The 14,894-nt window shown below is 44.3% G+C and carries 14 protein-coding genes, 1 rRNA gene and 1 other annotated feature; all 15 genes read right to left on the bottom strand.

Features of this window, described 5'->3' with window-relative positions:
- Position 1: 1 nt before the first annotated feature.
- Positions 2-745 carry a 23S rRNA (guanosine(2251)-2'-O)-methyltransferase RlmB gene (gene rlmB / locus CRO17_RS16270; RefSeq protein WP_097043532.1) on the bottom strand — a complete coding sequence of 248 codons (744 nt, stop codon included), beginning with the start codon at positions 743-745 and terminating at the stop codon, positions 2-4.
- Positions 735-1,139 carry a Mini-ribonuclease 3 gene (locus tag CRO17_RS16265; RefSeq protein ID WP_097043531.1) on the bottom strand — a complete coding sequence of 135 codons (405 nt, stop codon included), beginning with the start codon at positions 1,137-1,139 and terminating at the stop codon, positions 735-737. The genes rlmB and CRO17_RS16265 overlap by 11 nt, the downstream gene beginning before the upstream one ends.
- Before the next feature lie 3 nt (positions 1,140-1,142).
- Entirely contained in the window at positions 1,143-2,543 is a 1,401-nt protein-coding gene (gene cysS / locus CRO17_RS16260) for a cysteine--tRNA ligase (protein WP_097043530.1), read from the bottom strand.
- A complete protein-coding gene (cysE, locus tag CRO17_RS16255) occupies positions 2,524-3,192 on the bottom strand; it encodes a serine O-acetyltransferase (RefSeq protein ID WP_179637150.1) in 669 nt (222 codons plus the stop codon). The genes cysS and cysE overlap by 20 nt, the downstream gene beginning before the upstream one ends.
- A 54-nt stretch (positions 3,193-3,246) precedes the next feature.
- Positions 3,247-3,467, bottom strand: a binding site (T-box leader).
- Between the two features lie 43 nt (positions 3,468-3,510).
- Entirely contained in the window at positions 3,511-4,980 is a 1,470-nt protein-coding gene (gene gltX / locus CRO17_RS16250; protein WP_097043529.1) for a glutamate--tRNA ligase, read from the bottom strand.
- A 25-nt stretch (positions 4,981-5,005) separates the two neighbouring features.
- Positions 5,006-5,482 (bottom strand): 2-C-methyl-D-erythritol 2,4-cyclodiphosphate synthase, encoded by a 477-nt coding sequence (gene ispF, locus CRO17_RS16245; protein WP_097043528.1) that lies wholly within the window; start codon positions 5,480-5,482, stop codon positions 5,006-5,008.
- 15 nt (positions 5,483-5,497) lie between these two features.
- Positions 5,498-6,175 (bottom strand): 2-C-methyl-D-erythritol 4-phosphate cytidylyltransferase, encoded by a 678-nt coding sequence (ispD, locus tag CRO17_RS16240; RefSeq protein WP_097043527.1) that lies wholly within the window; start codon positions 6,173-6,175, stop codon positions 5,498-5,500.
- A 92-nt stretch (positions 6,176-6,267) separates the two neighbouring features.
- Positions 6,268-7,377, bottom strand: coding sequence for a PIN/TRAM domain-containing protein (locus CRO17_RS16235; protein WP_097043526.1), 1,110 nt, complete (start codon positions 7,375-7,377; stop codon positions 6,268-6,270).
- 172 nt (positions 7,378-7,549) lie between these two features.
- On the bottom strand, positions 7,550-8,926 hold the full coding sequence (gene radA, locus CRO17_RS16230) for a DNA repair protein RadA (protein ID WP_097043525.1): 1,377 nt from the start codon (positions 8,924-8,926) through the stop codon (positions 7,550-7,552).
- Positions 8,927-9,064: 138 nt separating this feature from the next.
- Complete coding sequence (gene clpC, locus CRO17_RS16225; RefSeq protein WP_097043524.1) at positions 9,065-11,494, bottom strand: ATP-dependent protease ATP-binding subunit ClpC; 2,430 nt, start codon at positions 11,492-11,494, stop codon at positions 9,065-9,067.
- A gap of 22 nt (positions 11,495-11,516) precedes the next feature.
- Positions 11,517-12,584 (bottom strand): protein-arginine kinase McsB, encoded by a 1,068-nt coding sequence (gene mcsB, locus CRO17_RS16220; protein ID WP_097043523.1) that lies wholly within the window; start codon positions 12,582-12,584, stop codon positions 11,517-11,519.
- Positions 12,584-13,114, bottom strand: coding sequence for a protein-arginine kinase activator protein McsA (gene mcsA, locus CRO17_RS16215; RefSeq protein WP_097043522.1), 531 nt, complete (start codon positions 13,112-13,114; stop codon positions 12,584-12,586). Before mcsA ends, mcsB begins: the two co-directional genes overlap by 1 nt.
- A gap of 21 nt (positions 13,115-13,135) precedes the next feature.
- Positions 13,136-13,594 carry a CtsR family transcriptional regulator gene (locus tag CRO17_RS16210; protein ID WP_077304012.1) on the bottom strand — a complete coding sequence of 153 codons (459 nt, stop codon included), beginning with the start codon at positions 13,592-13,594 and terminating at the stop codon, positions 13,136-13,138.
- 128 nt (positions 13,595-13,722) lie between these two features.
- Entirely contained in the window at positions 13,723-14,418 is a 696-nt protein-coding gene (locus CRO17_RS16205; RefSeq protein ID WP_097043521.1) for an MgtC/SapB family protein, read from the bottom strand.
- Between the two features lie 138 nt (positions 14,419-14,556).
- A 5S ribosomal RNA gene (gene rrf, locus CRO17_RS16200) occupies positions 14,557-14,669 on the bottom strand.
- Between the last annotated feature and the right edge of the window lie 225 nt (positions 14,670-14,894).

Below are 14,894 nucleotides of genomic sequence, written 5' to 3'. Positions count from 1 at the left end.
TTTATTCTCCTAACGGAAAACGCTGACGATGAACTTCATACATAAGCAGACTTGCTGCAACACTTGCGTTAAGAGATGTAACGCTGCCTTTCATTGGGAGGGCAACTGTCCAGTCACATTTCTCCCGAACAAGACGGCTAATGCCTTTTCCTTCATTGCCGATCACAAGACCGATTGCTCCGACAGCATCAAGACGACGGTAATCGATTGCTCCTTCCGCTGCTGTACCGGCAATCCATACATTCCGCTCCTTCAGTTCATCAATCGTCTTAGCCAGGTTTGTCACCCGTGCAACTGGAATATATTCTATTGCTCCGGCAGAAGTTTTCGCCACTGTAGCTGTTAAGCTGACCGAGCGCCGCTTTGGAATAATAACACCATGCGCTCCGACAGAATCTGCTGTCCGCAAAATGGAGCCAAGATTATGCGGGTCCTCCATCTCATCTAGGATAATGAAGAATGGTTCCTCTCCTCTTTCCTCTGCTACACGGAACAAGTCGTCCACTGTGCTGTATTCGTATGCTGCTACAGATGCAACGATTCCTTGATGACTTCCCTCAATAAGCTGATCCAATTTCCGTTTCGGTACTTTTTGCACGACTGTGCCGCTAGCTTTAGCTAGCTCTTGTATTGACTGCCATGTTTTTGGCTGCAAGTGCTCTGATACCATAATCTTGTTGATAGACCGGCCTGAGCGCAATGCTTCTGTTACGGGATTTTTCCCGATTATCCATTCATCTGCCATGCTGCTGTCTCCTCTCTTCTACGTGTGTAATTGCTGCTTGTACGAGAAATTCCAGACGATCGGTATCTTCCAGCAAATAGTGATAGCCGATTAACGCCTCAAACCCTGTACTATATCGATATGTCTGAACGTCCGTATTTTTAGGAACCGTGCCGGATTTGGCATTACGCCCTCTTCGTACGACACCCTGTTCTTCCTCTGACAGCATGTCCTGCTCCAGCCAATCCCGAATCACCCTCGCTTGCGACTTAGCGGAAACGAAGGTGACAGCTGCGTGATGCAGCTGATTCGGTTTAACCTCTCCTTTCTGGAGAAGATGGCGGCGGACATAGATTTCATATACAGCGTCCCCCATATAAGCGAGCGCTAGACTTTTCGTTTGTTTCACGTTCATGCCTTACCCTCTTTTCCAGCGTGTACCTTGCGGCGTATCCTCGAGGATGATGTTTTTCTCCTTTAACAGGTCGCGAATGCGATCTGCTTCCTGGAAGTCTCGATTTTTACGCGCTTCCACTCGCTGCGTGAGCAAACCTTCAATTTCATCATCTAGTAATTCTTCTTCTGCAGTGAATACAATTCCAAGCACACTGCCAAGTTCCTCAAATGCTTTTGTGAATGCATCAATTACCTGTTCAGATGTCTGCTCTTGCTGTAAGTAAACATTCGCCTCTTTGGCGAGATCGAACAGAACAGAAACAGCATTTGCTGTATTAAAATCATCATCCATCTCTTGTTCAAATCGGGTTACAAGCTGCTGTACCAATTCCAACACACGTGCTTCATTGCTATCATGATTTGTGCTTGCAGCTTTACGATGCTGCAAGTTGTCATATGCATTCTTAATTCTCGCCAGTCCAGTTTTTGCACTTTCCAAAAGCTCATCTGTGAAGTTGATTGGATTGCGGTAGTGCACACTCAGCATGAAGAAACGCAGCACTTGCGGATCATGTTTCTTAATCAGGTCATGCGCAAGAATGAAGTTGCCGAGTGATTTGGACATTTTTTCGTTATCAATATTTATGTGTCCGTTATGCATCCAGTAGTTCGCAAATGCTTTCCCATTGAGCGCCTCCGATTGGGCAATCTCGTTCTCATGATGCGGAAAAGTTAGATCCTGACCGCCTGCATGAATATCAATGGTATCACCTAGGTGTTTCTTCACCATTGCCGAGCACTCGATATGCCAGCCAGGACGACCGTGTCCCCAAGGTGTTTCCCAGGAAACTTCTCCAGGCTTTGCATTTTTCCACAATGCAAAATCAAGCGGATCATCTTTTTGTTCGCCAACGCGAATGCGCGCTCCAGAGCGAAGTTCGTCAATAGGCTGGTGAGATAATTTGCCGTAGCCATCGAAGCTTCGTGTGCGGAAGTATACGTCTCCTTCCGAAACATACGCATGACCATTATCAATCAAGCCTTGAACAAAATCGATAATCTCTTCCATGCTTTCTGTTACGCGCGGATGCAGTGCGCCCTCTTTCACGCCTAGCGCCGAAGTATCCTCTTTGTAGGCTTGAATGAATTTCTCTGCTACCGCATAAACATCTTCGCCCATTTCCTTGGCTGCGTTAATGATTTTATCGTCAACATCAGTGAAATTCATAACATATTTGACTTCATAACCGCGATATTCCAAATAACGGCGGACTGTATCAAATACAATTGGCGGTCTCGCATTTCCGATGTGAATGTAGTTGTATACAGTAGGCCCGCATACATACATACTTACTTTTCCTTCTTCCAATGGAACGAATGGTTCCTTCTTTCGGCTTAATGTATTATAAATTTTTACCGACATGCTGCCTCTCTCCTTTTGCTGCAGCTAATTCCCGCTGCAATTCTTTTATATCCTGGTCCATTTGCTTTAGTTTCTCCGCAATTGGATCCGGTAAATCCTGATGGTCCAAATCTCTTCTGACCCGCTCTCCATCTTTAATGACGACACGGCCAGGAATGCCGACTACGGTTGAACAGTCTGGGACATCATGCAAGACGACAGATCCTGCTCCTATTTTTGAATTGGCTCCAATCGTGATGGAGCCAAGTACTTTTGCACCCGTCGCAATAAGTGCGTTATCTTTCACAGTTGGATGACGTTTGCCTTTTTCCTTCCCAGTACCACCTAGCGTCACACCTTGAAATATCGTCACATCATTACCTATCTCGCAGGTTTCTCCGATAACGACACCCATTCCGTGGTCAATGAAGAATCGATGCCCGATTGTTGCTCCAGGATGAATTTCGATACCAGTAAAAAAACGACTTACTTGTGAAACAACGCGGGCAAGAAAATAGAATTTATGCTTATACAATCGGTGCGCAAATCGATGTGACCAGATGGCGTGCAGACCAGAGTATGTTAGGATAACTTCCAGATAAGAACGAGCAGCTGGATCTTGGTCAAAAACAACCGTAACATCCTCTTTCAGCATTTTGAAAAATCCCATTTTCCCCTTCCTTTCCGCTTCCTTCGTTCCACAAAAAAAGCGCCTCTGTACAATGACAGAGACGCTTTTTGCGCGGTTCCACTCTATTTGGGCGAGTCTGACAGACTTCCCCAGCTTTACTCAGATAACGGTGAGAACCGCTTCGGCCTACTATTAGTTTCGGCAAAAGACTCCGAGGTGCATTTCCGCATAAACTCTCCAAAGCCGCTCGCAGCATTTGCGGCTCTCTCTGCATGGAAAGACAGATACGTACTTTTCCTCTTCTACGTTCGAATGTGTAGTATTACTATATTATATTTCAGTCAAAAAGTGAATGTTTTACTTTGTAAGCTGATCAATCGCAGCACGAAGGCGGTTTTGGACTACTGTTTCACCAAGCAGGTGAATGGAGTTCGGAAGCTCCGGTCCATGTGTGAAGCCTGTCGTTGCCACACGTATTGGCATAAAGAGTTTCTTACCCTTTTGACCTGTCTGCTTTTGCGTTGCTTTGATAGCGCCTTTAATCGCATCCGGCTCGAAGGCATCCAAAGCTGTCAGTTGTTCAGAGAAGGCTGTCAGTACATCTGGTACTTGTTCATCCTTCAGGACTGCCATCGCTTCTTCATCATAAGAAATCTCTTCTTGGAAGAATAACTCTGTCAACTCAACAATTTCCGCTCCATAGTTCAACTGATCTTTATATAACGCAATAAGCTCAGCAGCCCAGTCACGACGAGAATTTTCCATGTTTTCCGGCAGCTTGCCTGCTTGAATCAAGTGCGGTAAAGTCAGTTTCTCAATACGCCCTGCATCTTCAGACTTGATGTATTGGTTGTTCATCCATTTTAGCTTCTGCGGATCAAAGATTGCTGCAGAAGTAGAAAGACGGTTCGGATCAAAAATCTTGATAATCTCTTCTTTAGAGAAAATCTCTTCTTCACCGACTGGAGACCAGCCAAGAAGACTAATAAAGTTGAACATTGCTTCTGGCAAGTAGCCTAAGTTCTTATATTGCTCGATGAACTGAAGGATATGCTCATCCCGCTTGGACAGCTTTTTGCGGTTTTCGTTTAGAATCAACGTCATATGACCAAACTGCGGCGGCTCCCAACCGAATGCTTCATAGATCATCAGCTGCTTCGGTGTGTTGGAGATATGCTCTTCCCCGCGAAGGATATGTGAAATCTCCATCAAGTGATCATCAACTGCAACAGCGAAGTTATACGTTGGGATACCATTCTTTTTCACAATAACCCAATCGCCAAAATCACTAGACTCGAAGCTAATCTCATCGCGTACGATATCTTGGAACTTATACGTTTTATTTTCTGGCACTCGGAAACGAATACTCGGCTGTCTTCCTTCTTCTACAAATGCCGCTTCCTGCTCCGGTGTCAAATCACGGTGTGCACCTGAATATTTCGGTACTTGTCCGTTTGCCTTTTGCTCTTCACGCTCTTTTTCCAATTCCTCTTCTGTTACATAACATTTATAAGCAAGTCCGCGATCAAGCAGCTCATCTACATATTTTTGATAAATATCCAGACGCTCTAATTGGCGGTATGGACCGTATTCGCCACCGATGTCCGCACCTTCGTCCCATTTAATTCCGAGCCATTTCAAATAGCTGAACTGACTTTCTTCGCCGCCTTCTACATTACGCTTTTGGTCGGTATCTTCTGTGCGGACGATGAATTTACCATCGTGATGGCGTGCATATAAATAATTAAATAGTGCAGTTCGTGCATTTCCAATATGCAAATGGCCAGTCGGGCTTGGCGCATATCTTACACGTACAGGTCTTGTCATTAGAATTACTCCCTTTTGTTTTAAGTTAGGCTTGCTGAAGAAGGACAACAGCTTGCGCAGCGATTCCTTCCTTGCGTCCAGTAAATCCTAGTTTTTCTGTTGTTGTTGCTTTTACATTAATTTGATCAGGTTCTGCTTCAAGCATGCTTGCTACATTTTCACGAATCTGGTCGATGTACGGCGCCATTTTCGGTGCCTGAGCAATAACTGTACAGTCGAGGTTCCCCAGTTTGAACCCTTTCTCTTTTACAAGCTGCCACACATGGCGCAGCAATACTTCAGAATCTGCATCTTTGAAAGCCGGATCGGTATCCGGGAAATGTTTGCCTATATCACCTAGCGCCAATGCACCTAGGCAAGCATCTGCTATTGTATGTAATAGTACATCTGCATCTGAATGGCCAAGCAGTCCTAATTCGTACGGAATGGTAATCCCGCCGATAATACACGGTCTGTCTTCTGCAAATGCATGTACATCAAATCCTTGTCCAATACGAAACATTATGTGACCCTCGCTTTATTTACCGTTTAAGTAAGCCTCTGCTTTATATAAATCTTCTGGCGTTGTCAGCTTTATATTATCATAGCTGCCTTCTACGATGAATACATCGCGCTCGAGACGTTCTACCAGTGAAGCATCATCTGTTCCAAGTACTCCATCTGCTTTTGCCGCTACATGCGCATCATAAATCAACTGATAATCAAAGGCTTGCGGTGTTTGTGCTGCCCACAATAACCCACGGTCCATCGTCTCCAGCCGGTTTCCCCGTCGAACTTTGATCGTATCCGTCACTGGTACTGCCAGCAAGGCAGCTTGATGCTGCTGACAAGCCTCAGCGAGTGCATGGAGCCTTTCAACTGTGACAAACGGACGCGCACCATCGTGTATGAAAACCATACCATTATTTTTAGGCAAAGCTTCCAGCCCCATTAAAACACTCTCTTGGCGCTCACTTCCGCCATCAGCCATATTGATAGCTGTGGCCCAGAGCTGGGATGTGAGAACCTCTGCCATCAACTCCTTATCAGCTTTACTGACAACAAGTGTAATTGATTCACACCAAGGATCCTTGTCGAAAACCGTCAGCGTATGCACAATGAGCGGCTTTTGCCCGATTGTGAGGAATTGTTTATTATGGCCTGCCTGCATGCGTTTACCTTGCCCGGCAGCTAACACGATAGCTTGATAATACATCTACTTTACCGCCTTATATTATGTCGAATCCAAACAAAAGCGATAACATCCCATGTTATCACTTTTGTCTACTTCTATCATGTTATACTTTTTTACAATGCTTTTTCAAGTAATTTCGGCTTCGCAAAGATCATTCGACCTGCAGATGTCTGCAAGACACTCGTAATTAGCACTTCAATTGTCTTGCCGATATAATTCTTTCCTTCTTCGACAACAATCATCGTACCATCATCCAAGTACGCAACACCTTGGTTATGCTCTTTACCATCCTTAATTACTTGGACAGTCAGTTCCTCACCCGGAATGACTACCGGCTTTACAGCATTGGCCAAGTCATTAATATTCAGTACCGGAACGTTCTGGAACTCACATACCTTATTCAAGTTAAAATCATTTGTTACAACAATACCATTTAGTACTTTAGCCAATTTCACCAGTTTGGAATCTACTTCGGGAATATCCTCAAAATCACCTTCGTAAAATTCTACTTGTACTCCTGGCATGTCTTTCTGGATACGGTTCAAAACATCCAAGCCACGGCGGCCGCGGTTACGCTTCAATGCATCAGATGAATCTGCAATATGCTGCAATTCATTCAACACAAACTGCGGAATAACAATGGTACCTTCCAAGAAATTCGTTTCACAAATATCCGCGATACGCCCATCAATTATAACGCTTGTATCCAGCAGTTTAGATTTAGGCTGAATTGCTGCCTCTTTATCATCCCGCTCGTCTAACTCATCTGTTGCCTTCTTCCTGTCTTTCTTCGGCAAAGTCATCATATTGAGGAACTCATCCCGGCGTTTAAAACCGACTTGGAACCCAATATAGCCCAGGAAGATCGTAACGAATAGCGGCAAGACTTCCGAAACTAACACAAAATTAATTCCTTGAATAGGTATTGTGATCAAATACGCTACGACCAATCCAATGATGAGACCGACGCTGCCAAAGAACAAATCAGCAGCTGGTGTCTTAACGAGTGAGTCCTCCACCCAGTGGATGAACCCGACAATATAGTCAACCACCCAGAACAGTAATAAGAATAATAGAATAGCTCCGCCAATTAAACCTACAATCGGAGAATCAAGCCAACCAATGTTAGCAGTGTTCACTAAATCCATAAGATTTGGGATATAGATGAATCCGATCATACCACCTGCAACGATAATAAATAATTGCACGATACGCTTTAACATTACTGTCACCTCCTAACAGAAAGTATTGCCTGAAATAAAATATATTAGACGTAAAAATAAATAATTGCAGTTTAACGGTAGCATGTTTTAGACTTTCCGTCAATTTAGGAAACATTACATAGTAGCATAGTTATAGAGATTGTGTCAAAAATTACTCCATAATCAGGAGAGGTTAATCCTCTCCCAGCACAATCCGCAAAGCTTCACTTACAGAGTTCACACCGACAACTTTAATCCCTGACGGCGTTGTCCAGCCATCTAAATTCTTTTTTGGCACAATGGCACGCTTGAACCCAAGCTTAGCTGCTTCTTGCACACGCTGTTCAATTCGGGAAACACGTCTTACCTCTCCAGTCAAACCTACTTCTCCAATCAGTACATCATCTGGCTTGGTTGGCTTGTCCTTAAAACTGGATGCAATGCTTGCCGCCACCGCTAAATCAATAGCTGGTTCATCCAAACGCATTCCGCCGGCAACTTTTACATAGGCATCTTGATTTTGTAGCATAAGACCAACCCGCTTCTCCAGCACTGCCATTAGCAATGGAACGCGGTTATGATCGGTACCGGTAGCCATTCGGCGAGGATTACCAAAACTAGTTGGTGAGATGAGCGCCTGAATCTCAACAAGTACAGGTCTTGTCCCTTCCATCGAGGCTACAACCGTAGAACCTGCAGCTCCCTGTGAACGCTCTTCTAAGAATATCTCAGAAGGATTGGTAACTTCGCGCAGACCCTCTTCTTTCATCTCGAAGATGCCCATTTCATTTGTACTTCCAAATCGGTTTTTTACACTGCGTAATATCCGGAATGTATGGTGACGCTCTCCTTCAAAGTAAAGCACTGCATCTACCATATGCTCTAGCAGTCTCGGACCTGCAATAGCACCTTCCTTGGTCACATGGCCAACAAGAAAGATTGGTATACCGTTCGTTTTCGCAACCCGCATCAGCTCACTCGTTGATTCCCGCACTTGAGACACACTGCCCGGTGCGCTCGTCACTTCTTCTCGATACACCGTTTGAATGGAATCGACAACAACGAAAGCAGGCTTTATCTCCTCAATATGCCGAACAATATCCTGAAGGTTTGTCTCAGATAGAACATACAGCTCATCCGCCTTCACACCAAGCCGATCGGCCCGTAATTTCGTCTGGCGAGCTGATTCCTCCCCCGATATATACAGAACAGGCAATTCCTTCTCTGCAAGCTGCGCACTCACTTGCAGAAGTAAAGTGGATTTACCGATACCAGGATCTCCTCCGACTAACACAAGTGACCCCGGCACAATTCCGCCTCCAAGGACCCGGTTAAATTCTGGCAGGTTTGTCGTAACTCGCGGTTCCTTTTCGGAATGAATTGCTGTAATAGATTGCGGCTTTGCCGCTGTGGTTGACGTTGCGGAATGCCGAAATGCGCCGCTGCCTGCTGGTGTTACAACTTCCTCGGTAAATGTGTTCCAATTACCGCAGCTCGGACATTTACCCATCCATTTTGCAGATTCATATCCACATTCCTGACATACATACTTTGTCTTACGTTTTGCCAAGCCTATCAAATCCTTCTTCATCATTTTATACGATAATTACGGCACAAAAGTTACAGAAATATATCAATCAAATTATTTATTATAGAAAAAATTACACAATAAAGTAAAAAAGGGAGGCGAAAAACACCTCCCTATTCACTATTTGCCTGTTACGACATACTTACCGTCTTTATCTACATCAATATTCACTTGTTGCCCCATGCTAATATTCTCACGCAGCAATTCCTCCGATAACAGATCCTCTATATGCTTTTGGATTGCCCGGCGGAGCGGTCTGGCACCGTATTCCGGATCAAATCCTTCATTAGCAATCTTTTCAATAACAGCATCTGTGAGTGTGAACTCAATCTCCTGCTGTGCAAGACGTTTCTTAAGCTGCTCTGTCATCAAAGTCACAATGTCCTTCATGTGCTTCTTCTCAAGCGGATGGAACACAATTGTTTCATCAATACGGTTAAGGAATTCCGGACGGAAAGCCTTTTTCAATTCCTCTGTAACTTTAGCTTTCATATCTTTAAAGTTTGAATCTGCTTCATCCATTGCGAAGCCAAGTGATCTGCTGCGTTTCAATTCACTTGCACCAACGTTGGATGTCATAATCAATACCGTATTACGGAAATCAACCAGACGCCCTTTGGAATCAGTCAATCGGCCATCTTCCAGCACTTGAAGCAGGATATTGAATACTTCTGGGTGTGCTTTTTCAACTTCATCAAGCAAAACAACAGAATACGGTTTACGGCGTACCTTCTCTGTTAGCTGTCCGCCTTCTTCATAGCCTACATAGCCTGGAGGAGAACCAACCAAACGTGCAGTGGAATGACGTTCCATATACTCAGACATGTCGATACGAATCATTGCATCTTCATCACCGAACATTGTATCTGCCAGCGCACGTGCCAATTCCGTTTTACCGACACCAGTTGGTCCAAGGAAGATAAAGGAACCGATTGGACGCTTCGGATCTTTCAGTCCAGCTCTTGCACGGCGAATTGCTTTGGAAATTGCCAGTACAGCTTCTTCCTGACCGATCACACGTCCATGCAGCGTCTGCTCCATATTAAGCAACCGCTCCGATTCATCCTTCGTAAGTCTTGCAACAGGTACACCAGTCCAGATAGACACAACAGAAGCGATATCTTCAACTGTTACCTCACTGCTTTCCTGTCCTTGCTTTTCTTTCCATTGATCCTTTGTCTCATCCAGCTGATCGCGCAGACGCTGCTCTGTATCACGCAAGGAAGCCGCTTTTTCAAATTCCTGGCTTTGCACAGCTGCATCTTTCTCTTTGCGAACTTCTTCTAACTTCTGCTCAAGCTCTTTCAGATTCGGCGGAGCTGTATAAGAACGAAGACGTACTTTCGAACCTGCTTCATCAATTAAATCAATTGCTTTATCCGGCAGGAAACGATCCGTAATATAACGATCGGAAAATTCAGCTGCTGCTCTAATGGCCTCATCTGTAATTGTTACGCGGTGATGCGCTTCATAACGGTCGCGCAAGCCAGTTAAAATCTGAATGGATTCGTCGACAGATGGCTCATCTACTTGGATTGGCTGGAAGCGTCGTTCCAACGCAGCGTCTTTTTCGATATATTTTCGGTATTCATCTAAAGTAGTAGCACCAATACACTGCAATTCTCCGCGGGCCAAAGAAGGCTTCAGGATGTTGGAAGCATCGATTGCTCCTTCTGCTCCGCCTGCTCCGATTAGTGTATGCAGTTCATCGATGAAGAGGATAATATTCCCCGCTTGGCGAATCTCCTCCATTACTTTCTTCAAACGGTCCTCAAATTCCCCGCGATATTTAGTACCGGCTACAACCGTACCCATATCGAGCGTCATAACGCGCTTGTCACGAAGAATCTCTGGTACTTCGTTATTAATGATTTGCTGCGCTAGTCCTTCAGCAACAGCAGTTTTACCGACACCTGGCTCCCCGATTAAAACTGGGTTATTTTTTGTCCGGCGGCTAAGAACTTGGATAACACGCTCAATTTCTTTTTCACGGCCGATAACTGGATCAATATTGCCTTCTTTTGCAATAGCAGTAAGGTCACGTGCCAAAGAATCAAGTGTAGGCGTATTCGCCCTGGCAGACTGACCTCCGCGCTGTTTGCCGGCAGATGACTCATTACTGCCTAATAGCTGCAGCACTTGCTGACGGGCTTTATTCAAGCTGACACCTAGGTTATTCAGTACACGAGCGGCAACGCCCTCACCCTCACGAATTAAGCCGAGAAGGATATGTTCAGTTCCGACGTAGGAATGTCCTAGTTTTCTTGCCTCATCTAAAGAAAGCTCAATTACTTTCTTTGCCCGCGGCGTGTAATAAGGTGTACCAGTAATCTTCTGGCCGCGGCCGATCAGCTGCTCAACCTCTTCTTGAATACGTTCTGTTTCTAATCCTAAAGTAGACAGTGCCTTAGCGGCGATTCCTTCGCCTTCACTTACCAATCCTAATAGGATGTGCTCTGTCCCGATATTGTTATGTCCTAGGCGCACTGCTTCTTCTTGTGCCAGCGCAAGGACTTTCTGTGCTCTTTCAGTGAAGCGTCCAAACATCATAGGAAATTTCCTCCTTGGTCACTCAGTTATTTTCTAAATGCATTCTTTCCCTAATAAGGGATGCACGTAATACATCTCTTTCTCTGCCAGACAAGCTTCGCTTCGCATAGCGCTGCAAGAAGCCTGGCTGAATCAATACCATTAATTCATTAAGTATAGATTGCGGCATATCTTCTATATACCCAAGATCGATACCTAGTCTAACATCCGATAGACACGTTGCAGCTTCCTTTGATTCGATAATCCGGCTGTACTGCAATGTACCATAGGAACGGAAGATACGATCCTCCAGCTGAATGCTCAATTCCTCGGTTAAGGTTTCGCGTGCCTGCCGCTCTTGTTCAATCAGCTGACTTACCACACTTTCCAGATCTTCTACTATATCTTGTTCTGATTTTCCCAGCGTGATCTGGTTAGAGATTTGATAGATATTGCCTTGTGCTTCGCTTCCTTCCCCATAGATACCGCGAACGACTAAACCAAGCTGGTTAATAGCCGGGGTCAAGCGGTTCATTTGGTGCGTCATTGTAAGAGCAGGCAGATGCATCATAACCGAAGCTCTCAGTCCCGTACCAACGTTTGTTGGACAGGTAGTCAGGTAACCTCTTTCTTCATCGAAAGCGTAGGTTATTTTCTGCTCAAGCCAATCATCAACTTCAAATGCTTTATTCAATGCTTTTTGCAGCTGAAAGCCTGGCAAGTACAGCTGAATACGTAGATGGTCTTCCTCATTTACCATAATAGAGACTTGTTCGCTTTCAGAAAGCAAAACTCCTGCCTCTTCCGCATGTTCTGCTAAATGCGGACTAATCAGATGCTTTTCGACAAGTACTTTCTTTTCTATCGGAGAGAGATCTGCTATACGAATGAACTGCAGCGCTCCCTGATGATTAAAAGCTGTATTTTGATAATTCTCCTGGAAGAACTCGAGTACATCATCTAACTCCTCTGCTTTGGCAATGAGCGGAAAGGAACGATTCTCGAAATTACGAGCAAGACGGATACGGCTGCTCATGACAATATCGCAGTCAGGTCCATTTTCTTTCATCCACGGACTAATTGCATCACTCATAAAGTTCTCAAGCGACATCAGCTTTCCTCCTCTTCTTGCTGTTCCAGGAGACGGATCTTATCGCGGATTTCTGCTGCCTTCTCAAATTCCTCCGCTTGAATGTATTCCTGCATCGATTCCCGGTAAGCTGCAATCTTGCGTTTTTTCTCGATACCGCTTCCCATTCGCTTTGGTATCTTGCCTTCATGCTTTGTGTTTCCGCTGTGTACACGCCGAAATATTGGATTCAAGTTATCTTCGAAAGTTTCATAGCAGGAAGCACAACCAAATTTGCCTACGCGAGTGAACTCATGATAAGTCAGCCCGCATTTCGGACAAGCATGAGCTGCAGACGATTGGGAGAACTGTTTATGATCTTGGATAGAAGAAGGATTCATATGAAATAGGCCGGATAATAGGTTATGCAAAGAATATCCCTCTTGACCATACGATACATATCCATTCTCTTTTGCACATTGTTCGCATACGTGCATCTCCGTTTTCTGACCGTTAATGACATTTGTCAAATGCAAGGTTGCCGGTCTTTTATGACATTCTTGGCACTCCATCAAGACGTCCTCCTTATCTGACTAATACTTAATAGCAGTCAGCATTGATACCAAGATACGAGACCTGACCTCATCGCGAAGCGGTAACGGAAAGGCTAATGTATCCCGGCTTGTTGCTCTTAACATAATCTTCGCTTCTCGCTCTGTCAGGATCTTTTCTTCTGCCAGCCTTTCAATCACACTGTTGGCTGTTTGCTGCGCCACACGCGGTTGGACCATAGCAATTACTTCGTCTATCAAACTTGCTGCTGTATGGTGTTTTACCCGAATAATACGAATATAGCCACCGCCTCCGCGCTTACTTTCAACTAAATAGCCCTTTTCCACAGTGAATCTTGTTTTGATAACATAATTAATTTGGGAAGGCACACACTGAAAACGATTAGCTACTTCACTCCGCTTAATCTCCACTTCCTGTTCATCTGCAGATTGCAGGATGTTCTTTAGGTATGCTTCGATTATGTCAGATATGTTGCTCACTCATGCCGCCTCCCTTCTTTTGACTTTGACTATCTTTGACTTTATTATATACGCTTTGCAGGAGGAATGCAAAACTCTTCCTTCCTAGGATAGCCTCGAATAACAGAAAAAAAACCCTCAAAAGGGTTTTAACTTTTCACAGTACTAACGGTGCGTATATTAGGTATGTTTGTTAATTCCTCAAAGAGCTTCATCTCATTTAATGCTTGCCGTGTTTCTAGCTCCACATATAACATTTTACGACCATCGTGTTGCTTTTTCATTTTCATATCGGCAAGTGCTAGATGGTGGCTTTCCAATACTTCCATGATTGGTGTGACTGTTTCATCTCTATCTAATTCAATCTCAAGCTGATATGCTTTCTGTTTTTTATTCGCTAGAAACATCTTCTCAAAGTTATTTAGAAAGATTAAGATCAATAAAATAAGAACCGTTGTAAAGACAGCTTCCATATACATACCTGCTCCAATAACTAACCCCAGTCCAGCCACCGTCCAGACAGATGCTGCTGTTGTGAGCCCCTTAACCGTTGAACCATTTACAATGATTGTACCTGCTCCTAAGAACCCTATCCCGCTAATAACATAAGAAGGTATCCGAGCAGGATCAAATTGAACATAACCATGTTCTTCGCTAAAGGCTGTAAAGCCATATAAGGAAAGAATCATCATGAGGCAGGATCCTACTCCGACCAAGATATGTGTACGCAAACCTGCATGATGATTTCCCATTCCTCGCTCCATACCAATTGCCCCGGAGAGAAACACTGCTATTATAATTTTCATCATTACTGTTAGTGATTGATCACTAAATAAATGTTCCATTTCAAATTCCCTTCTTTCTCTATGAAGTATATGAAATTTAACTAGTAAGTATGAGCATATGTTACAGAAGTATATAGGAAGCAACACAAAAAAGCTCCCGATAAGTTATTAACTAACTCATCGGGAGTCTTCCATCTTGCCTGGCAGCGTCCTACTCTCGCAGGGCGAACCCAACTACCATCGGCGCTGAAGAGCTTAACTGCTGTGTTCGGCATGGGAACAGGTGTGACCTCTTCGCTATTACCACCAGACAATTAAAAGATTCAGGTTGAATGAACCCTCAAAACTAGATAAGAAACTTCATGCTTTTACATCTCATGCGCTGCCAAGCACCGGAGTGCTTGGTCTTTGGCGTTGACTTACTTATGAGATCTAGCTACAGAAACCAGAAACTACAGTATAAGCAATAGCCCTTCAAGGGAAAGTTCCCCTTTACGGCCTCTTACTTATCCTTCCGTTTCTAAACGGTTTCTTTC

This window comes from Terribacillus aidingensis, from assembly GCF_900215625.1.
Lineage (GTDB): Bacteria > Bacillota > Bacilli > Bacillales > Amphibacillaceae > Terribacillus > Terribacillus aidingensis.
Note: the sequence above shows the minus strand (reverse complement) of the source record. Positions and strands in the feature narration are given on the sequence as shown.